The sequence below is a fragment of the Xanthobacter sp. BG11Y11_SDJG genome, from assembly GCF_057364445.1.
The window spans coordinates 1-20,567 of the sequence record NZ_JBNFNU010000001.1; the positions used below are offsets into that span (position 1 = coordinate 1).

Sequence of the window (20,567 nt, forward strand, 5' to 3'; positions counted from 1 at the left end):
CCGCCGCGAAACTCCCGGAGCGCCGCCGCATCGCGCGGCGTCACGTCGGGGGAATTCGGGGTCGGTGCCGACCTGCGGCGAAATCTTCCAGGAGCGGGCGCACTTGCGCCCCTCGGCGCGGGCGCTCACCACCGCGACCCCCGGCACCTCGGGCAGGCGGAAGGCGTCCGCAGGACCCTCGTCCTTCAGCAAAGTGGCGTCGGAGGTGATGCAGATCTCCGCGAGGTCGAGCCCCTCCAGCGCCGCGGCGAGCGCCGGGTCGGCCACGTAGACCTGCGGCGCCGCCTCCAGCGAGGAGCCGATGCGCTTTCCCGCGCGCTCCACCTCCAGCGCCCCCAGCACCACCCGGCGCACGAGGCGCACGCGGCGCCACTGGTCGGCCAGCGCCTCGTCGCGCCAGTCCGCCGGGGTGGCGGGGAAGGTCGTGAGATGGATCGAGCCCTGCTCATCGCCGGTGCGGGCGAGATAGGCCTCCTCGCAGGTGAAGCACAGGATCGGCGCGAGCCAGGCGACCACGCGGTTGAACACCTCGTCCAGCACCGTGAGGCAGGCGCGCCGCGTCACCGAGGAGAGCGGATCGCAATAGAGCGCGTCCTTGCGGATGTCGAAATAGAAGGCGCTGAGCTCGATGTTCATGAACTGGGTGAGCAGCGCATGCACCTTCTTGTAGTCGAAGGCCGCATAGGCGGCGCGCACCTCGCCGTCCAGTTCCGCCAGCCGGTGCAGGATGAAGCGCTCCAGCGACGGCATGTCGGCGAACGCCACCCGCTCGGACGGACGGTAATGGTGCAGCGAGCCGAGCAGCCAGCGGATGGTGTTGCGCAGCTTGCGGTAGGTGTCGGCGGTGGTCTTGAGGATTTCCGGGCCGATCCTGAGGTCGTCCGAATAGTCGGAGGCGCACACCCACAGGCGCAGGATGTCGGCGCCGGACTGCTTGATGACCTCCTGCGGCGCCACCACGTTGCCCAGCGACTTGGACATCTTGCGCCCGTCCTCGTCGAGCACGAAGCCGTGGGTCAGCACCACGTCGTAAGGCGGGCGGCCGCGCGTGCCGCAGCTCTCCAGAAGCGAGGAATGGAACCAGCCGCGGTGCTGGTCCGAGCCTTCCAGATACATCACCCGGTCGCGGCCCTCAGGCGGGCGCTCGGCCTTGAGGTCGGGGCGCACCTCCAGGGTGAAGGCGTGGGTGGAGCCACTGTCGAACCACACGTCGAGCACGTCGTCGACCTTCTGCCAGCCTTCGCCGGCGCGGTCGCCCAGGAAGCGTTCGCGCGCCCCCTCGCGGAACCAGGCGTCCGCCCCCTCCGCCTCGAAGGCGGCGGCGATGCGGGCATTGACCTCCGGGTCCTTCAGGATGTCGACGGTGCCGTCGCCGTTGTCGGTGATGAACACGGCGATGGGCACGCCCCAGGCGCGCTGGCGCGAGACCACCCAGTCGGGCCGGCTCTCGATCATGCCGGTGATGCGGTTCTCGCCCGCCGCCGGCACCCACTCCACCGCCTTGATCCCGGCAAGGGCCAGCTGGCGCAGGGTGTGCGGGGCGTTGCTGCCGGGCGCCGCCGCGCCGGCGGGCGCCGGCAGCGCGAAATCCTGGTCCATGGCGATGAACCATTGGGGCGTGTTGCGGAAGATCACCGGCTTCTTGGAGCGCCAGGAGTGGGGATACTGATGCTTCACCCGCCCGCGGGCGAGCAGGTTGCCGGCCTTCACGAGCGCGTCGATGACGGCGCCGTTGGCATCGCCCTTCTCGCCCTTCTCGGTGATGACGCGCCTGCCCTCGAAGCCGGGGGCCTGGGCGGTATAGAAGCTGTCCTCGTCCACCGTGTAGGGGATCGCCGGGCTGATGCCGCGCTCCATCAGCCACTGGCGATGGCTCACCCAGGCCTCGAAGTCCTCCCGGCCGTGGCCCGGCGCGGTGTGGACGAAGCCGGTGCCGGCATCATCGGTGACGTGGTCGGACTCGATCAAGGGGACCTTGAAGTCGTAGCCGCCGAGATCGAGGGCGGCGAGGGGGTGGAAGCACTGGAGCTCGGCGAGCTCGGCCGTCGCCACGTCGCGCAGCTTTCTGAAGCCGGTGACGCGCGCCTGCTTGAACACCTCTTCCGCGAGGTTGTCGGCGAGGATCAGCTTGTCGCCAGCCTTGGCCCAATTGTCCGCCGGGGCCTCGGTCACCTCGAACAGGCCATAGGCGATCTTCTGCGAGAAGGAGATGGCGCGGTTGCCGGGCATGGTCCAGGGCGTGGTGGTCCAGATGACGACGCTCGCGCCACGCATCGACTCCCATCGGTCATTGTCGGCGACAACGCCATCCGCTGAGCCGTGTAGACCAAAAGCACCGGAGTTATTCGCCACCGGAAACTTCACCCAAACCGTATCGCTGGTGAAATCCTGATACTCCACCTCGGCCTCGGCCAAGGCGGTCTTCTCCACCACCGACCACATCACCGGCTTCGAGCCGCGATACAAAAGCCCGTTCTCGGCGAACTTCATGATTTCGCGGGCGATCTGGGCTTCCGCCATGTAGGCCATGGTGGAATAGGGGTGGTCCCAGTCGCCTTCCACGCCCAGGCGCTTGAACTCGGCGCGCTGCACGTCCAGCCAATGCTCGGCATAGGCACGGCATCCTGGCGGAAGGCGACCATGGCGGCGGCGTCCGTGAAGTCGGGCTTGGCCTTGCCCTTCTTGCGGTAGTTCTCCTCCTCGATCTTCCACTCGATGGGCAGGCCGTGGCAGTCCCAGCCGGGCACATAATTGCTGTCGAAGCCCAGCATCTGCTGGGAGCGCGTCACCACGTCCTTCAGGATCTTGTTGAGCGCGTGGCCGATATGGATGTTGCCGTTGGCGTAAGGCGGGCCGTCGTGCAGCACGAAGCGGTCGCGGCCGCGGCCTTCCTCGCGCAGGCGGGTGTAGAGGTCGAGCCGCTTCCAGCGCTCCAGCAGCTCCGGCTCCTTCTGCGGCAGGCCGCCGCGCATGGGGAAGTCGGTCTGCGGCAGCAGCAGGGTCTTGGAATAGTCGGTCGCGGTCGTCTCGGGCGCAGTCTTGTCGGTCATGGGGTCGGGCCGCTCGGCGAAAGGGGAGGCATGAGGATGGTGCGCGTCTGCCCGGCGGCCCGCGCGCGCTCAGGCGCGCCGGCGGGGGGCCGGGCCGATAATTCGCCGCGTGGCGGCGATGCGCCGCCTGTTCATCCAAAAGCCATGGCGGGCTTCTAGCAGGCGCCCGCAGCGCGGGAAAGAGCGGCCCGCCGGCGCGGCGCCTGTCGCGCGCGAAACACGCGCGGCGGAAAAACGGCGCCGCCGCAACGTTCACGCTTGTGCGCCGGCCACCGCAGCGCTCATGTCTTGCATCCGTTCCGCTGGCGCGACCCCCATGAACCTTCTGCGCATCTACGCCCGTACCATCTCCCTCCTGGGGCCGCAGGCCAGGGTGGGGGCGGTGCTCCTGGTCTCGAACCTGCTGCTCGCCATGGCGCAGTTCGCCGAGCCGATCCTGTTCGGGCGGATCGTCGAGGCGCTGTCCGGCGCGCAGGCGGCGGGGCGCGTGCCGACCTTCCACGACCTCCTGCCGCTGCTCGCCGCCTGGGTCGGCTTCGGCCTGTTCAATATCGGCGCCGGCGTGCTGATCTCGCTCCATGCCGACCGGCTCTCGCACCGCCGCCGCCTCGGCGTGCTGGCGCAGTATTTCGAGCACGTGCTGCAATTGCCCATGAGCTATCACGGCGAGACCCATTCCGGCCGCCTGCTCAAGGTGATGCTGGAGGGCGTCGACGCGCTCTGGGGCCTGTGGCTCTCCTTCTTCCGCGACGACTGCGCCGCCATCGCCTCGCTGCTGGTGCTGGTGCCGGTGGGCATCTACATCAACTGGCGGCTCGGCCTGGTGCTGATCGTGCTGATGGTGGTGTTCGGCATCGTCACGGCGTTCGTGATCCGCCGCACCGAGGCCATGCAGCGCGACGTGGAGGCCTACAATTCCGACCTCGCCGAGCGCACCTCCGACGCGCTGGGCAACGTGGCGGTGATCCAGAGCTACACCCGCATCGAGGCCGAGGTGTCCGGCATGAAGGACACCGTGAACCGGGTGCTGGCGATCCAAATCCCGGTGCTCTCCTGGTGGGCCATGGTCTCCATGGCCACCAAGGCGGCGACCACGCTCACCATCCTCGCCATCCTTCTGATCGGCACCTGGCTCTACACACAGGGCCTCGCCGGCATCGGCGACATCGTCACCTATGTGGCGTTCGCCAACATGCTGATCGCCCGGCTCGACCACACGGTGAGCTTCTTCAACCGGCTGATGATGTCCGGCCCGCGCTTGTCGCAATTCTTCGAGGTGCTCGACACGGTCGGCGCGGTGCGCGAGACGCCGGGCGCGCGCGATCTCGGCGCCGACGCGCCGGTGGCCGGCGACGTGGTGTTCGACGACGTGTCCTTCTCCTATGACGGCAAGAGGCCGGCGCTGGAGGACGTGTCGCTGCATGCCGCCCCCGGCCAGACCTTCGCCTTGGTCGGCACCACGGGGGCCGGCAAGTCCACCGCGCTGGCGCTGCTGCACCGGGTGTTCGACCCGCAGTCCGGCGCTGTGCGCATCGACGGCACCGACATCCGCGACGTGACTCTGGCCTCGCTCCGGCGCGCCATCGGCGTGGTGTTCCAGGAGCCGCTGCTGTTCAACCGGACCATCGAGGACAATCTCAGGGTCGGCAAGCCGGACGCCACCGAGGCCGAGCTGCGCGAGGCGCTGGCGCGGGCACAGGCGCTGGAGCTGGTGGAGCGCAACCCCATGGGGCTGAAGGCGGTGGTGGGCGAGCGCGGGCGCGCGCTCTCCGGCGGCGAGCGCCAGCGCCTGTCCATCGCCCGCGCGCTGCTGAAGAACCCGCCGATCCTGATCCTCGATGAGGCGACCAGCGCGCTCGACGCCGCCACCGAGCAGAAGGTGCAGGCGGCGCTGGACGCGGTGATGAAGGACCGCACCACCTTCGTCATCGCCCACCGGCTCGCCACCGTGCGCAATGCCGACCGCATCCTGGTGTTCGAGCGCGGCCGCGTGGTGGAGGCCGGCACCTTCGACGAGCTGGTGGCCCTGGACGGCCGCTTCGCGGCGCTGGCCCGCGCGCAGTTCATGGCCGAGGCCAAGGCCGAAGCAAAAGGCCGCAGCGGACGCGGCCAAGGCCGCGCGCGGCGACAACGCACCGGCTCCCTGAGCGCCCCCGCGTCCCCGACAAGCGACGGCGCAGCCGGAGCGCCGATCCGGGGTCCAGCGCAAGACTCCCGCGCAGCGGGGCAATGCCTGAGGGCGACAGGTTTCAGAAGCGCCTTCGGCGGGCCATTGCGCTGGGCCCCGGCTCTCCTTCCACTGCGCTACCGCTCCGTTGCGGTCGGCCGGGACGCGTGGGCGGTTTGGGCGCGGGGGCTTGCGGATGGGGGAGAAGGTGGCGAGGCAGATCTACGCCACCCTCTGTTGCGCCATATCATACTATGCTATGGAATGTAATTATCTGACTTATCTCTATTACAATCAAAGCAAGTCAATCTAATATTATGCTCCTCCGAACTGCCGCCCTTTGAAATAGGTATAATGTGATCAAATTCAACTTTATCATCTCTCAATTTCTTCAAACAATGTTGGCACCTATAGTCATCTCTCCGAACGATTCTCATCATCGAATTAAAACTCAACCTACGACGACCAAATCTACGGACTTTTTCAGTTTCGGTTGTAATCTCAGCAGCAAAAAATACCGGGCATATATGACCGAATATGTTACATTTTCCGTCTAAAAAATCTGCCGGGACCTCTTCTGGATAAGCTTCCAGAGATTCGCTATCTAGCATTTTTTGGAAGTATGCTCGCTGCGCCGCCCCCAACGGAGTACGATCATCTTTTTGCCCCGTCTCCAGAGCTAGAATTAAACTTTTCCGCTTCCTTTCGGCAATCTCAACAAGCTTACCCCAAACTTCTGGCTCAAAATCTTCCTCTTTAAAGTCCTTAGGCCCACCCAAATCAAAAGGAACCCGATATAAATGAATGGGAGGAAGCGATGACAGCCCGCCTTTTCAAAAACCTCTTCTGGATTGTCACAATCCACATTATCCCATATATTTTACTTATTAATTCGTGATAGGCTTGGAACATGAGGACGTATTCATCGTCAATCCATCGTTCATAGTCTTCGCGAAGCTCATCCGTGACCAACACGATAGAGCCAACCAATCCCGATTCAATACAATCTCTATAATATTTAAGAGCCGCCTCTTTATCACTTCTAACGATTGGCAGGAGGGGGGACTGCTCAACAAGAGGGCCATAGGGACAATATTTTAGTTCCCAACAAGGCTTGCAAACTCTACGAAGACGTTCATTCCAATCTTTATAGACATCAGCATCCGAATTTTCCGGATTATATCCGAGAGATTCTTTTATGCTTCTATGGATTGGAGGTTTTGCCCGTCTTTTTCCACCACCCATTGCCCCCTCCACCTATAAAGAGAGGGGCTCCCGCCCCTCCCCTCGCTACCTCACCGCGAAAACTTCTTATACTGGATCCGCTTCGGGATCACCGAATCCGTCCCCAGCCGCCGCTTCTTGTCCTCTTCATAGTCCGCAAAATTCCCCTCGAACCATTCCACGTGGCTGTCGCCCTCGAAGGCGAGCATGTGGGTGGCGATGCGGTCCAGGAAGAAGCGGTCATGGGAGATGATGACGGCGCAGCCGGCATAGTCCTCCAGCGCCTCTTCCAGCGCCCGCAGCGTGTCCACGTCGAGGTCGTTGGTGGGCTCGTCGAGGAGCAGCACGTTGCCGCCCCGCTGCAGCACCTTCGCCAGATGCACGCGGTTGCGCTCACCGCCGGAGAGCATGCCGACCTTCTTCTGCTGGTCGCCGCCCTTGAAGTTGAAGGCCGCGCAATAGGCGCGCGAGGGGATCTCCTTCTTGCCGACGTAGATCACCTCGTTGCCGTCGGAGATTTCCTCCCACACGGTCTTCTTGTCGTCGAGCGCGTCGCGGCTCTGGTCCACATAGCCGAGCTTCACGCTCTCGCCGATGGAGATGGTGCCGCCGTCCGGCGTCTCCTGGCCCGTGATCATGCGGAACAAAGTGGTCTTGCCCGCGCCGTTCGGGCCGATGACGCCGACGATGCCGCCCGGCGGCAGCTTGAAGGAGAGATCGTCGATCAGCAGCTTGTCGCCGAACGCCTTGTTGAGATGGTCGAAGGCGATGACGTTCTGCCCGAGGCGCTCGGCCACGGGGATGACGATCTGGGTGGCGGAGGGCTGGCGCTCGGAGGCGCGCTGCAGCAGCTCCTCATAGCGCTGGATGCGCGCCTTGTTCTTGGCCTGCCGCGCCTTGGGCGAGGCGCCGATCCATTCCTGCTCGCGGGCGAGCGCGCGCTGGCGGGCCTCGTCCTCGCGGCCCTCCTGCTGGAGGCGCTTCTGCTTCTGGCCGAGCCAGGAGGAATAATTGCCCTCATAGGGAATGCCGCGGCCGCGATCGAGCTCCAGAATCCACCCGGTGACATTGTCGAGGAAGTAGCGGTCGTGGGTGACGATCAGGATCGCGCCCGGATAGGTGCGCAGGTGGCCTTCCAGCCAGTTCACCGTCTCGGCGTCCAGATGGTTGGTGGGCTCGTCCAGCAGCAGCAGTTCCGGCTGCTCCAGCAGCAGGCGGCAGAGCGCGACGCGGCGGCGCTCGCCGCCGGAGAGGCGCGTCACCTCCCAGTCGTCCGGCGGGCAGCCGAGCGCGTTCATGGCCTGCTCGACCTTGCTGTCCAGATCCCACAGGCCCTGCGCCTCGATCTCGTCCTGGAGCCGCGTCATCTCGTCGGCGGTCTCGTCGGAATAGTTCATGGCGAGCTCGTTGTAGCGCTCCATGATGGCCTTCTGCTTGGCCACGCCGTCCTCCACGTTCTGCCGGACGGTCTTGGTGGGATCGAGCTGCGGCTCCTGGGGCAGGTAGCCCACCCGCACACCTTCCGCCGGGCGCGCCTCGCCGGAAAATCGGTGTCGATGCCGGCCATGATGCGCAGCAAGGTCGACTTGCCGGCGCCGTTGTTGCCGAGCACGCCGATCTTGGCGTCCGGGTAGAAAGAGAGGTGCACGTTGTCGAGCACCTTCTTGCCGCCCGGATAGGTCTTGGTCATGCCGTGCATGTGGAAGGCGTACTGATAGGGGGCCATGGGCCGCCGTCTCCTGGAAAGGGGTGCGGAAAATCTGGCGCCGTTCTAACCTCGCCAGCGGAACCCGGCAAGGCGCGGACCGCAGCGGCGCGCGGCCTGATCAGGAGCTTGAGATGGGCGCGAATCACTCGCACGACAAGGTCGACTGGCGCGAGCACGGGGTAAAGGTGATCCCCGGCGACAGCCTCGATCCCAACACCGCCCAGACGCCCGGCATGAATCGTGCGACGGCCATCAACCGCGCCCGGGCCGGAGCGGAGAAAATCTGGGCCGGCACGGTCCACATCCACCCCGACGCGAAGACCGGCGCCCACCACCACGGCGACCTCGAGAGCATCATCTATGTGGTGAAGGGCAAGGCGCGCATGCGCTGGGGCGAAAAGCTGGAATTTGTGGCCGAGGCCGGTCCCGGCGATTTCATCTTCGTGCCGCCTTACGTGCCCCACCAGGAGATCAACGCCTCCCCCGACGAGGTGCTGGAATGCGTCCTGGTCCGCTCCGGCCAGGAGCCGGTGGTGGTCAATCTCGATATCGAGCCGGTGGAGAAGCCGCAGGCGGTGAAATGGATCGACCCCATCCACAAGGCGTAAGATAAATATTCAAGTTTCGCGCGGATTCGCCAGAGAGCTGAAAACCTCCATTTCGGAAACGCTTACGTCAGTCGTAGATGGCGTAAAGCAAGCTCAAGCCCAACATCCCAGCGTTGCAGCTGAAGCCTACGGGATCGGCGGTGAACAGCTCAAACACGGTGGCACTTCGGGACTGTTCACCATTGTCGAATTCGACGTCGCAGTGTCAGCCGAAACATTGGCCGGCGGCAAAGCGGAGATCAAGGTTTGGGGGACCGGCCTAGGAGGGGGCGGCGAGCGCAAGCTTGGACATGAAAATCGCGTCAAATTTGCCGTCCACGTCAAATTGCCCATGGGAGAAAAAGTGAAGCCGCAAGCCTCCTCGAGGGACGAGGCAATTGGAGGACCGCCTGAAGGTGTGGATGGCGGCACAGAAAGGCTGTTGCAATCCCCGCCGGCTTTTGGCATAGACACGCACCTGCCGCGGGGGTGACCCCGTCCGGCGATGGATGCGGGTGTAGCTCAGGGGTAGAGCACAACCTTGCCAAGGTTGGGGTCGTGGGTTCGAATCCCATCGCCCGCTCCAATATTCTCAAAATAATCAATAACTTATAGCGACACCGCCGAGAGGCGGTTTTGCCGTTTTCGGTATGGTGACCACTTGGTGACCACCGATGCCGAGAGCGTCCGCCATCTCTCCCCTTGTGGAAAACCGCATGCCTTCTCTCGAACGAGGCGGCTCGCCACCGTACGCAGTTGAATTACGTCCAGCACGGCGAACGAGCCTTTCGGACCTTGCCCGCCTTCCATCGCTCGTGCGGAAGAGAGCGCCGCCTGCGCTGAGATCCAATGCAGCAGCCTAGATCGATCGAGCTCGGCGCGGGACGCTACGCGTTCGAGGTGGGTGTCATATTTCCTGATTCGAGCGCCGTCTCGGCGCCGGATTGGATTATTCTGGATGCTCACCAGAGATTCGGTTCCAGCCATGCACCCTGCCTTACAGCGTCTCGTGAACGCCAACACAGCTCTTGAAAACGCACAGCGCGCACTTGAACTTGCACAGGATCAGCGGCGGCAGGCGGCTCTGGCGCTCATTGAGATCGAGGATGAGGATCAGCGCTGGCAGGCAGCGATCTTTGCGTATCGCGAGTTCGGCCACGGCCTTAGTCTTGCTCTGGCGGAGGCTGCGACGGGTCTTCCCGGCAAGAAGGCGCAGTCGAGGTTCCTGGTTCGCGCAGGCCGGAAATCATACCAGCCCAAAGGCCACGGGTCCGACGCTGGCATGCATATACCGGAGCCGATGTCAGAATGGCCGGCTCCGGACCAACTGGAGCGCGATGTGATCAGCTCGCACATCGCCCATGGCGAACCGTACTGGGTCGACCGAGGCCTCGGTTGGGGCAGGCTGAGGGTGGATCTGCAACCAGACCAGGCGCGAACCTATTTGGAAGACGCGACCGGCGCGATGGCCGCTCGGGTCGGCTTGACGCGGGAAGAGTTCGTCGAGTGGCTTTCAACGGAGGGCTTTGTTCGCTGCAGCGGCGTGACCATGAAGGGCGCGCCTTGCAAGGCGGGGGTCAAAGGCCTCAGCGGCCAGATGGCGATCGGACCGTGGAAAGCCGCGAAGGATCGTGGCGGGTACTGCGCCACGCACGGCGGCTAAGACCAGTGTCGCACACAGCCTATTCGCAGCATTTTGCCCAGGAGCTGGACTTCAAGCAATTGCTGAAGCGCCGGGGCGTCACCGCATCCTTGGAGCAGGTAGACTACGGCCTGAGCCAAGCCGAGCGAGACTGGATGCGTAGCGACTTGCTGTGCCCGTCGTGTCGATGCGGCGGGGCGAGCTTGGTCCGGTCCGATGCAAACGGTACTGGGCGTAACACGCGACAGGCGCACTTCCGGTTTATCGACGCCTCGGGCCACACGGCCCACAAGCTGGGCTGTGATTTCTTCGCAATGGATGACGTGCCCGGTGTTCAGAGAGGCGTCGACGTTCAGTTCTCCGCGAACGACAAGGACACCAAGGTTATCCGGGAGTTGGTCTGCAAGGCCATTGCAATCGGTGAGCTGAGCAAGCCGGCGATTTTCGAGATGCGGTCGTGGTTTCTAGCCCAGCGCGACGCTGACGCATTCGAGGTCAAGGGTACCCCGGCCGTGGCCGACTGGCTGTGGTCCATCAACCGACTGCAGATATACGAAGCCCTGGAGTTCCAGCCCTTCCATCTCATCTTCCCGGGCTTCGACACGCGTCGGGCGGCGCTTCGCGACCTCGCCTTTTACTACCGTGACTTCGTAAAGCGGATCCCTCGCATCGGTTTCGACGCGGCGGTGCGCGATCGGACGAAACGCATTCTGATGGCCAATCAAGGGCAGCGGCTTATCGCCATGGAGCCCCTGCGGTCGAGGTACGAGATGACCGCCAGGCTGGCCGGGCTTATGGCGGCCTATGGAAACCTGTCGCTGACCAGGCGACGGTCACTTGGAAGCATCTACGGCGATACGCCGGAGGCTCTATTGGCCTTTACCGCGACGCTGCTCTTTGTTTCCCACTGGGACGAAAACGCGGCGCTCGGCCGCTTCGCCAAGATCATTGCCGCGGCGACGCCAGATGACCTGACCTTGGGCAACGTCATCGGGCTCAATCCCTTCCACGACTTCGCCGCTCTTGAGGTGGCCCGTTTTATCGCTGGCCTAGCGCCACCGTCGGAGCGTGCTTACGACTTTGAGGCGGAGTTGGCCGGCGCCATCGCCAAAATCAACGCGGCGCGCGGGTAGTCAACACGCGACCCCAGGCAGGGCGTGACCGCATCAATGGCGTGCCCGCACGACACACGCTAAAGCTGAGCTATTGGCCGTTTCAGGAGTCGCCAGCCAGATGTACGTGGCCAGCCTCAAGATCGAGAATTTCCGGCAGTTCGCGGAAAACGAGCACGCGGTCGAGTTTGTCTTCTCGCCCGGCTTCAATCTGCTGGTTGGCGAGAATGACGCCGGCAAAACAACGGTCGTGGACGCCCTGCGTCATCTACTTTGGACCACGAGCCAGGACTACCATCGTTTGACGGTCGACGACTTCCACGTGTCGGGCGCCGAGCGCGCCGAAACTCTCTCAATCTCGGCGATCCTACGTGGCCTGACGACGCCCGAGCAGGCAACGTTCCTTGAGTACCTGACCACCAGCCCCGGCGAGACGCCGCACCTGTCGGTCTCCCTGACCGCGAGCAGGTTAGACGGCGGAACGGCCGCGAAGGGGAGAATCGCCGTCAGCTTCCGCGCCGGCGCCCTGGGCTCTGGTCCGCCGATCGAAGGCACCATACGCGAGTTTCTACGTACGACATATCTTCGGCCACTACGAGACGCAGAGGCAGAGCTCACGGCAGGCCGAGGATCACGCCTTTCTCAAATCCTGGCGTCACATCCCGAGTTCGCGGGCCAGCACGTCAGCGACTACCAAGACGGGGGCCCCGCCAGCGACGCTCGTCGGTATCATGGCTCAGGCCGAGGCGTTGATTCAGGCTAACCCGGTCGTCACCAGTGTCCGCGACACGATCAATCGCGAGTTCCTCGCTAGCCTCTCCCTGGCTGCGGACCCCTTGGCGGCGGCCATTTCCGTCGCGAGGCGTACGGATCTGCAACAGGTTCTCGAAAAGCTCGAGCTCGCGTTGGGATCGAGGGCCGGGGTGCAATTGCCGACGCGGCGGGGCTTGGGCCTGAACAACGTGTTGTTCATGGCGACGGAGCTCCTATTGCTTGGAGCCGCCGAGGGCATGCCTCTGCTCTTGATCGAAGAGCCGGAGGCTCATCTCCACCCACAAATGCAGTTGCGGTTGATGGAGCTGCTGGAGCTGCGGTCCAAGCCCGGCCCCGGTCGGGTTCAGGTCATTGCGACAACCCACAGCCCTGCCCTGGCGGCCAAGGCCGATATTGAGGCGATCACTTTGCTCGCCGATCACAAGGCCTTCCCCCTCGACCACAAAAGCACGGCGCTTGAGAAGGCAGACTATGCGTTCCTGCGACGTTTTCTCGACGTCACCAAGGCCAACCTGTTCTTCGCCAGGTCTGTCATCATCGTCGAAGGTGATGCTGAGAACATCCTGCTTCCGGCGCTCGCCGAAGGTTTGGGGCGGCCGCTCGCAAAGTACGGCGTATCGATCGTCAACGTCGGACATCGAGGGCTTTTCCGGTACGCGCGCATCTTCCAGCGCACCGACGGAACGACCTCCCCGATCCGGGTCGCCTGCTTGACCGACCGGGATTTCCCGACTGCGGCTAGCGCGGCTTATGTGCCGCCTCCCGCCCCCCCAGGGCCGGGGGAGGCCGCCCGAAGAAAGTTCGAGAACGATTTCACTGTGGAGGAACTGGAAGCCGCGGTCGCTGGCCTTAAGGCGCGTGACGGCGGTTCCGTGCGGACGTTTGTGTCGCCGCGCTGGACACTGGAGCATGACATTGCGGCGGCCGGACTTGGCCAGCTCAGTCACCGTGCGATCCGCATGGCGAGGCGGGCCAAGGACAAGAACGATGTCCTGACTGATCAGGAAATCGCCCACCAGATTCAGACGGCGGATGCGGAGTTTGCGGGCTGGCAGGCGCAGGAGCTAGCCAGTGACGAGATCGCCGCGCGCATCTATCGGTCGCTCTTTGATAAACGGGCGTCGAAAGTTGAGGCGGCACACTACTTGGCCGCCGAGATTCCCAAGCAGGATTGGGAGCCGGAGAATCTAGCACGGAGGCTGCCGAGATACTTGGTGGAGGCGATAGAGTACGTCACCGAGCCCATCGAGCGGATTGAGGACGTCATCTGATGCCCTTACCGTTTCCCATCGAGCGCAGCGACGTGGCTGAGGTCGAAAGCCTTCTCGGTTGCGATTTTGGGTCCGACGCCCAACTCAGAGCCCTGTGCCACGAGGATAGCGTGGACATCCAGGCGGCTCCAGGTAGCGGCAAGACGACCTTGCTCGTGGCCAAGCTCGCGATCCTCGCGCGAAAGTGGACCTCGCGGTCACAAGGTGTGTGTGTTCTATCTCACACCAACGTCGCGCGGCAGGAAGTCGAAGCCCGGCTCGCCAAGGACGCCCATGGTCGTCGTCTGCTAGGTCACCCTCATTTCATCGGCACATTCCAAGCGTTCGCGCATCAGTACCTTGCCCTCCCTTTTCTACGCGGTTCCGGTCGTGAGCCCCGCTTTATCGACGACGGGCACTTCGCAGCAGCGATCCGGGCTCGGCCGAAGGCTTGGCACATCAACAATTACCTCCAGAACCATCCGGCCACAGCCGACACACTGCTGACGACCCTCCGTTTCGAAGGACCTGACCTGACTGTCGGCTGTGAGGCCACTCTTCCGCAGGCCGGCACGCCGACCGGGCGGGCGTTCCGGGCGCTCAAGTCCGCTATGGCCGACGATGGATATTTCCGGTTCCAAGATATGTTCGCCTATGCCAGCCGGGCCATCCGCGATGTGCCCGGACTGATCGACGTCGTGCGAAATCGGTTCCCCTGTGTCTTCATCGACGAGATGCAGGACACGGATACCCTGCAGCATGCATTTGTCACATCGATCTTTGGAGATGAGACGGTCGTCCAGCGCTTCGGTGACCAGAACCAAGCCATCTTCCACGATGTTGTCGATGCCGATGCCGTCACTGGGTTCCCTCGAGCGGGCTATATCGACTTGGTGCAGAGCCGGCGCTTTGGGACGCACATTGCACGAGCGGCTTCGACCATCACCGTGCGCGCACCACAGGAAATCCAGGGAACCGTCCGCGAGCCCGAGAAGCGTCACACCATCTTCGCCTTCGAGCAGGGCGCGATCGGCCAGGTCCTCCCTGCATTTGGCGACCTTCTGTTCGAAGAATACCCCGATGGGTTTCCCCGAGGCTTGTCGCCAAGGCTGTTGCCGGTCGCAAGACTGGGGCGGGCCAGAACATGCCGCGCCACCTTGGCGACTACTGGCCGCCCTTCGCCGCCGGGCACGCCGGCTCGCAGGCCAGCTTCTCGAACCTCGCGGACTATGCGCGCCGCGCGCAGATGTTGCTCACCGAGGCCTGTGATTGTGCGCCGGCGGCCGATGCGATCTGGGACGGCCTGTTGGCACTCGCTCATCGCGGCAACATTGCCCACGGGACACCAAGACTGACGAAGCGGGGCCTTTTGGCCGCGCTTGACGCCGCCGATCCGGCTGCCGGATTGGCATTACGCTTGGTGGCTCACCGCCTGTGTTTCAGCGTGGATTCGGGCGATGCAGACGCTTGGCCGCAGACCGCCCAGGAGATTGAAAACGCGCTCAGGCTCTTGATGCTTGCCCCGCCTCCTCAAGCGTTCGCCGACTTCCTCGCTTGGGTGCCCGACGGCGCTGCCGCCGCGGTCGTCGGCCGCTCACGGCAGAACATCGTGCGCCACGTCAGTGACGATCGCTCAGTTGAGATAGCCCTTTCGACTATTCACGGTGTGAAGGGCGAGACGCACAGCGCTACGCTCGTTCTATCGACGCCGAGCCGAAGGATGTTCGATTTGAAGGAAGCCATCGGCCCGCTCACAGGCACGGGCGATGCACGGCGGCGCGAGAGACAGACTGTCGCCAGGCAACTGACCCTCGTTTTCGTGGGGATGACTAGGCCTTCCCAACTGCTCTGTCTTGCGATGCCTCTCGACCACCTAGAGGCCAATGAGATCGCGGCGCTCGAAGGTAACGGCTGGCGAGTTCATACGCTCCGGGCTGGCTGACATCATCGGTTTAAATTCGCTCAGCAACGATCAGAGCCGGTCGTAGGCGTCGATCCGACGGAGAACGGCTGAGCTCCTCACCGCCTGCACCGTCCCAAGACCATACCGCGAGCTGCGCTCGCTTTGTCCTGATCGGCTGCGGCTGAAGCCTTGCCGATCCCGAAAGGGGAGAGATGGTCTTAGCCCTCTCTCCCCCGCGACCGCCGCCTGCGCGAGGGCGGGGCCGCGCGCTCGCAAGGCGGCGCATGGCTACCATTGTCCCAACCGTTCCGATCCACCCCGCTCGCGGCGCAGCCCAGCCCTGCTCGCCGGCAGCCGCCCCCCTCTCTGCCGCGCGCTCACGCGCCCCCGGAAGGCATGTCGGAGGACATGCCTTCGGCATTTACGGAGAAAGGATCGGAACAATGGCCAGAACATCGAAGAAGGCACGGGCCGTCACCGAGACGATGGCGGATCAGGTTGCGGATGCGGAAGTCCGTAGCATTGGGGAAACGGCGAAAGAAATCGTCGGCGCGCTGCCCGCACCGGAGGCGGAGGCCGCGAGCGGCGCGGCGGATTTCATTCCGCTCAACAAGTTGAAGAAGTCGCCGCGCAATGCCCGCAAGACCCCGCACAGCGAAGCGACCATCGAGGCGCTGGCCGCCAGCATCGCCGTCAAGGGTATGCTGCAAAACCTTGTGGTGGAGCCCGAGCTTGATGCAGCGGGAGAGCCCACCGACAGCTATTTCGTGACGGTGGGCGAAGGCCGCAGGCTTGCCCAGCTTCTCCGCGTGAAGCGCAAGGAGATCAGGAAGACCGAGCCGGTGCGCTGCGTCATCGACACGGCGAATGACCCGCACGAGATCAGCCTTGACGAGAACGTCACCCGCGAGGCGATGCATCCGGCCGACCAGTTCGAGGCGTTCCGCGAGCTTGCGGAAAATCGCGGGTGGGGAGCGGAGGAGATCGCCGCCCGCTTCGGCGTGACGGCGCATGTGGTGCGCCAGCGCCTGCGGCTCGGCGCTGTCAGCCCCAAGCTGTTGCAGGTGTACCGCGACGGCGGCTTGAAACTCGACCAGTTGATGGCCTTCGCCCTCACCGAGGATCACGGGCGGCAGGAGCAGGTTTTTGCGAACCTCTCCTACAACCGCGAGCCGTGGATCATCCGCCGCGACCTCACCAAGGCACACATTCCGGCAACGGATCGCCGGGCGATCTTCGTCGGCCCGGAGGAATACACCGAGGCGGGCGGCACCATCCTGCGCGACCTATTCACCGAGGATCGCGGCGGCTTCTACGAGGATGCCGCGCTGCTGGACCGGCTCGTCACCGGGAAGCTGGAGCGGATCGGCGCCGAGGTTCAGGCGGAAGGCTGGAAGTGGGTCTCGGTCCACATCGACTATCCCCATGCCCACGGCCAGCGCCGCGCCTATCCGCAGCCGGTGGAGCTTTCCGAGGAAGATGCCGCCGCCTATGCCGCCGCGCAGGAGGAATACAACCGGCTGTCGGAGGAATGGGACGGCGCAGAGGAGCTTCCCCCGGAGGCGGACGAGCGGTTCGGGGTGCTTGAAGCGGACATGGAGCGCATAGACGCGCTCCGGCACATCTATGACCCGGACGACGTCGCGCGCGGAGGCGTGTTGGTCGTGCTGTCGCATGACGGCACTGCCCGCATCGAGCGCGGCTTCATCCGGGCCGGGGACGAGAAGCCCGAGCCGGAAGAAACCGCAGAGAACATGCGCGTCACCGAGGATGGCGAGATCATCGAGGACGGCACGGATGACAAGGATGGAAACCCCGTTTCCGCGCTCGACGCCGAGGACGAGGATACCGAGGATGCGGGCAAGCCGCTCTCTGACCTTCTCGTGCGGGACCTCACCGCTCACCGCACGCTCGGCCTGCGCCTCGCCCTTGGTGAGCAGCCGGACATGGCGCTGGTTGTCGTCACCCATGCCCTCGCCGCGCAGACCTTCTATCGCGGCGCGGAAGCGACGTGCCTCGAAATCCGGCCGACGAGCAGCACCCTCACCGGGCACGCGGACGGCATCGAGGACACGGCGCCGGCGAAGGCACTAGCGGATCGTCATGCCGGATGGGCAGCGGATATGCCGTGCGATGTGGCTGACCTGTGGGGCTTCATCGCCGCGCTGGATCAGGCGAGCGTGCTGGCGCTGTTTGCCCATTGCGCTTCACTCACCGTCAATGCGGTGAGGCTGCCCTGGGACCGCAAGCCCCGCGTCCATGAGACAGCGGATCGGCTAGCGACCGCGCTTGCCCTCGACATGACGGCGCACTGGACGCCCACGGCACGGACCTACCTCAGTCGAGTGACTAAGGCACACATCGCCGCCGCCGTGCGGGAAGCCGTCAGCGATGAGGCCGCCGACCGGATCCCCGGCATGAAAAAGCAGCCCATGGCGGAAGCCGCCGAGCAGCTTGTCGCCGCCACCGGATGGCTCCCCGCACTCCTGCGCACCGAACGGCCCGCATGGCTGGATGCCCCGGAGGCTGAAGCCGGCGCGGTCCTAAATGCGCCGACCGCAGCCAGTCGCGACGATACCGGCACGGTCGAGGACGGCGCAGCCTTCAACCACGCCGCCGAGTGAGCCCAACGGCCGGAGCCGCTTCGGCGGTTCCGGCCAGTCTCTCGACAGCATCGAGAATTTTCCGGCCGCGCCGGTACGGCGCGGCCGGAGACCTCGACTGCGCGAGAGCAGGAACCATAACCATGAGAAGCTATATCGAGCAGCGATCGCAATGATGATCGCTCCGTTTCCTGAAATCCGCTTTTGCGGATTTCAGGCGGCCTTGACGATGCCGACCACAACGCCCGCCACAGCGCCGGCCTCGTCGGCAAACGGCAAATAGAGCCGGACGATGCGGGCAGACCCACCCGGAAGCTGCGCCTGGTCTTCCATCATCAGCGTGCGCCCGGATGCGAGAACGATGGCCGCCTCATTGTCCGCATCCGCGCTCGACGGCGTGAGCCGGCCGACCGGCTCGCCGGCCAAAGCAACTCCATAGAGCCGGTCGACATCCTTGCCGCTGCGCTCGATCCTCAGCGGCTCATCCGATTCGGACGGGCGCCGGATCACGACGATCACATCATCCAGATCGGCCAGACGCTCGGTGATATTTCCAGCCAGCGGCATGGCTGCGCCTTCACCGCGCGCAAGCCAGACGCGATAAAGCTGACCTAGCGCTGGATGTCGGTCCGCCAACAATCGAGAATCCATGCCGGAATCCGTCGTGCCAAGGCTAACCAGATTTTCTGGTTATCTGTATTTCGGTTTAATTGATCTGCCGGTTTCGTCAATGACCGGCAGGGCATATGCAAAAAACGCTTCGCTCGCCAAGGCATATGCGTCTGGTTCAGCTCATCGTCGACAAGCGCCGGGAGGCCGGCATGAGCCAGTCCGATCTGGCCGAAGCGCTCGGCCGATACCAGTCCGTCGTTGCCGCCATCGAATCCGGCGGCCGTCGCATCGATGTCGTCGAGTTCCTTGAGTTGGCCGAAACGATCGGCTTCGATCCCCATGACGTCATCCGCGAGGTATCTGCAATTGCGACGAAGCGTAAAGCGAAGCGAAAGACGTGATGATCGAACATCAGTGCAATTATCCCAACGCTGACAAATTCTCACCCCCTATATTTTGAGATGCTAGGCATCGCCCTTCGGGTCGGGCTCTACGCCTCCTGCGGTGGCTCCCGAAGCCCCTTCCGGGTTTTCGCCTCCGGTAACAATCCCTTCTATAATCGGACCTCGGACATCAAGGCACGACCGCCTTGTTCAAATCAGTCAATGAAGAGAGGCACCTGGCCCGAACCTTCGCTTGGTTGAACTGGCTATTGCGGGCATAACCAAGCAGGAATGTGAAGACGGGGCGTTGCCAACATTGGAGAATGAAGCAATCTGGTTGGGGATGGCGTTCCTCGTTATCGCCCTGATCTATGCGGCGGTAGGCCAGGCCGGAGCATCGGGTTACATCGCGGCGATGGCGTTGGCCGGCTTTTCGCCACTGGTCATGAAAACGACAGCACTTGCCCTAAACCTCCTCGTCGCAGCAATAGGCACCTTCTATTTCATCCGGGCGCGGCGGTTGTCTTGGCGGAACGTCTATCCTTTTGCCGTACTCGGTTTTCCCTTCTCTCTGCTTGGCGGTGCCATCCATCTGCCCGAAGGGGTCTATTATCCGGTTGTGGGGATAATCCTCATACTGTCGTCGCTCCAGATGGCGCGATCTGCTATCAGGAAGGGCGGGACAAGGGCAGCCTCACCGTCAGCGCCACCGTTCTGGGGTGCGCTATCGACCGGCGCGGTCATTGGCTTCGTCTCCGGAACTACGGGAACCGGAGGCGGCGTGTTCCTCGCACCAGCGATCCTCGCCATGAACTGGGGAACAGCACATCAAACCGCAGCGACCACGGCTGTCTACAATCTCATGAACTCGGCCGCAGCCTTATTGGGTGCCTATTTCTATTGGGATCAGGTTCCTACTTCCTTGCCGTTGTGGCTTGTTGCTGTCGCCGCAGGTGGGTCGATAGGAGCTTTCGTCGGAAGTCGATATCTCTCGGACCGCTGGCTGCGTGGAATCCTTGCGTTGCTCTTGCTGGTTTCCGGAATCAAACTGGTATTCTAGGGGCTTTCGGGTGTGCCCTTGGGGCAGACGCGCTGTGCGCGATCGTACTCTATCTCCGGCCGCATGCCGCCTACGGCCGAACCCGCCATAGCGGTTTCGGCCCATACGGGTCACGATCACTCTGCCGGTCAGTCCGCATCATGCCTCTATTCGGAGTCGCAGCAACCGCGCTCCATGATGGAGTTCGACGAGGTGGTCCGATTATCCCATCTGACGCGCGGGACAACGGCGGCGGGCATTCCCACGATAAAGCCCTCCGCTTTCGCAGGGTTTCCCTGTGGCGGCCGGCGTCACTCGGCGGCGCGGCGGGACGGGATGAGGACGATCCTGCCTCCCGATGCCGGTCTCGATCATGCCCGCATTGCATCGAACGGATCGGGAAAGCCCGCATCGTCCCTGTGCTTGAGGAGGCGGGGCAGCCACGGCCCCACGCAGGAGCAATGTCGTTTCTTGCACGCCGCTCCGAACTCGGTGGCAGGCAGGGCGCGGAGA

13 protein-coding genes, 1 tRNA gene and 3 pseudogenes are annotated in these 20,567 nt (G+C 63.9%); 12 read left to right on the top strand and 5 right to left on the bottom strand.

The window, feature by feature from the left end:
* Positions 1-3,050 (bottom strand): annotated as a pseudogene (gene ileS, locus AC2W7M_RS00005) (isoleucine--tRNA ligase); the annotation flags it as partial.
* Positions 3,051-3,366: 316 nt separating this feature from the next.
* Between ileS and AC2W7M_RS00010 the strand changes: the two are divergent.
* A pseudogene (locus tag AC2W7M_RS00010) lies at positions 3,367-5,139 on the top strand (glucan ABC transporter ATP-binding protein/ permease); the annotation flags it as partial.
* A gap of 335 nt (positions 5,140-5,474) precedes the next feature.
* Here the strand turns inward: AC2W7M_RS00010 and AC2W7M_RS00015 are convergent.
* The 3 genes and pseudogenes from AC2W7M_RS00015 to ettA all read right to left on the bottom strand — a co-directional run bounded on the left by AC2W7M_RS00015 (position 5,475) and on the right by ettA (position 8,167).
* The gene (locus AC2W7M_RS00015; RefSeq protein WP_486129305.1) at positions 5,475-5,996 is read right to left on the bottom strand and encodes an HNH endonuclease; all 522 of its coding nucleotides are present in this window, start codon (positions 5,994-5,996) and stop codon (positions 5,475-5,477) included.
* 1 nt (position 5,997) lies between these two features.
* Entirely contained in the window at positions 5,998-6,462 is a 465-nt protein-coding gene (locus tag AC2W7M_RS00020) for a hypothetical protein (RefSeq protein WP_486129306.1), read from the bottom strand.
* Between the two features lie 50 nt (positions 6,463-6,512).
* A pseudogene (gene ettA / locus AC2W7M_RS00025) lies at positions 6,513-8,167 on the bottom strand (energy-dependent translational throttle protein EttA).
* A 113-nt stretch (positions 8,168-8,280) separates the two neighbouring features.
* Here ettA and AC2W7M_RS00030 point away from each other — a divergent pair.
* From AC2W7M_RS00030 to AC2W7M_RS00070, 9 genes are all read left to right on the top strand, one after another.
* Positions 8,281-8,757: a cupin domain-containing protein gene (locus AC2W7M_RS00030; RefSeq protein WP_486129307.1), complete on the top strand. Its 477-nt coding sequence runs from the start codon at positions 8,281-8,283 to the stop codon at positions 8,755-8,757.
* A 490-nt stretch (positions 8,758-9,247) separates the two neighbouring features.
* Positions 9,248-9,322, top strand: a tRNA-Gly gene (locus tag AC2W7M_RS00035).
* Positions 9,323-9,694: 372 nt separating this feature from the next.
* Complete coding sequence (locus AC2W7M_RS00040; protein ID WP_183856669.1) at positions 9,695-10,399, top strand: hypothetical protein; 705 nt, start codon at positions 9,695-9,697, stop codon at positions 10,397-10,399.
* 5 nt (positions 10,400-10,404) lie between these two features.
* Positions 10,405-11,511 carry a hypothetical protein gene (locus AC2W7M_RS00045; protein ID WP_183856671.1) on the top strand — a complete coding sequence of 369 codons (1,107 nt, stop codon included), beginning with the start codon at positions 10,405-10,407 and terminating at the stop codon, positions 11,509-11,511.
* 100 nt (positions 11,512-11,611) lie between these two features.
* Positions 11,612-12,253 carry an ATP-dependent nuclease gene (locus tag AC2W7M_RS00050; protein WP_486129308.1) on the top strand — a complete coding sequence of 214 codons (642 nt, stop codon included), beginning with the start codon at positions 11,612-11,614 and terminating at the stop codon, positions 12,251-12,253.
* A complete protein-coding gene (locus tag AC2W7M_RS00055; protein ID WP_486129309.1) occupies positions 12,222-13,535 on the top strand; it encodes an ATP-dependent nuclease in 1,314 nt (437 codons plus the stop codon). The genes AC2W7M_RS00050 and AC2W7M_RS00055 overlap by 32 nt, the downstream gene beginning before the upstream one ends.
* Positions 13,535-14,869, top strand: coding sequence for a UvrD-helicase domain-containing protein (locus AC2W7M_RS00060; protein WP_486129310.1), 1,335 nt, complete (start codon positions 13,535-13,537; stop codon positions 14,867-14,869). The genes AC2W7M_RS00055 and AC2W7M_RS00060 overlap by 1 nt, the downstream gene beginning before the upstream one ends.
* Positions 14,870-14,883: 14 nt before the next feature.
* Positions 14,884-15,456, top strand: coding sequence for a hypothetical protein (locus AC2W7M_RS00065; protein ID WP_486129311.1), 573 nt, complete (start codon positions 14,884-14,886; stop codon positions 15,454-15,456).
* Between the two features lie 404 nt (positions 15,457-15,860).
* On the top strand, positions 15,861-18,041 hold the full coding sequence (locus AC2W7M_RS00070) for a ParB/RepB/Spo0J family partition protein (protein ID WP_486129312.1): 2,181 nt from the start codon (positions 15,861-15,863) through the stop codon (positions 18,039-18,041).
* 192 nt (positions 18,042-18,233) lie between these two features.
* Here AC2W7M_RS00070 and AC2W7M_RS00075 read toward each other — a convergent pair whose 3' ends face one another.
* A complete protein-coding gene (locus AC2W7M_RS00075; RefSeq protein ID WP_183856679.1) occupies positions 18,234-18,671 on the bottom strand; it encodes a PDDEXK family nuclease in 438 nt (145 codons plus the stop codon).
* 170 nt (positions 18,672-18,841) lie between these two features.
* Here AC2W7M_RS00075 and AC2W7M_RS00080 point away from each other — a divergent pair, with 170 nt between their 5' ends.
* A complete protein-coding gene (locus AC2W7M_RS00080; protein ID WP_337927146.1) occupies positions 18,842-19,033 on the top strand; it encodes a helix-turn-helix domain-containing protein in 192 nt (63 codons plus the stop codon).
* A 235-nt stretch (positions 19,034-19,268) separates the two neighbouring features.
* A complete protein-coding gene (locus tag AC2W7M_RS00085) occupies positions 19,269-20,075 on the top strand; it encodes a sulfite exporter TauE/SafE family protein (RefSeq protein ID WP_246429777.1) in 807 nt (268 codons plus the stop codon).
* Positions 20,076-20,567 lie beyond the last annotated feature (492 nt).

Coding starts and splice junctions, on each gene's coding strand:
- AC2W7M_RS00070 (WP_486129312.1), top strand. CDS start 15,861: ATGGCCAGAACATCGAAGAAGGCACGGGCCGTCACCGAGACGATGGCG.
- AC2W7M_RS00050 (WP_486129308.1), top strand. CDS start 11,612: ATGTACGTGGCCAGCCTCAAGATCGAGAATTTCCGGCAGTTCGCGGAA.
- AC2W7M_RS00020 (WP_486129306.1), bottom strand. CDS start 6,462: ATGGGTGGTGGAAAAAGACGGGCAAAACCTCCAATCCATAGAAGCATA.
- AC2W7M_RS00055 (WP_486129309.1), top strand. CDS start 12,222: ATGGCTCAGGCCGAGGCGTTGATTCAGGCTAACCCGGTCGTCACCAGT.
- AC2W7M_RS00040 (WP_183856669.1), top strand. CDS start 9,695: ATGCTCACCAGAGATTCGGTTCCAGCCATGCACCCTGCCTTACAGCGT.
- AC2W7M_RS00060 (WP_486129310.1), top strand. CDS start 13,535: ATGCCCTTACCGTTTCCCATCGAGCGCAGCGACGTGGCTGAGGTCGAA.
- AC2W7M_RS00030 (WP_486129307.1), top strand. CDS start 8,281: ATGGGCGCGAATCACTCGCACGACAAGGTCGACTGGCGCGAGCACGGG.
- AC2W7M_RS00075 (WP_183856679.1), bottom strand. CDS start 18,671: ATGGATTCTCGATTGTTGGCGGACCGACATCCAGCGCTAGGTCAGCTT.
- AC2W7M_RS00080 (WP_337927146.1), top strand. CDS start 18,842: ATGAGCCAGTCCGATCTGGCCGAAGCGCTCGGCCGATACCAGTCCGTC.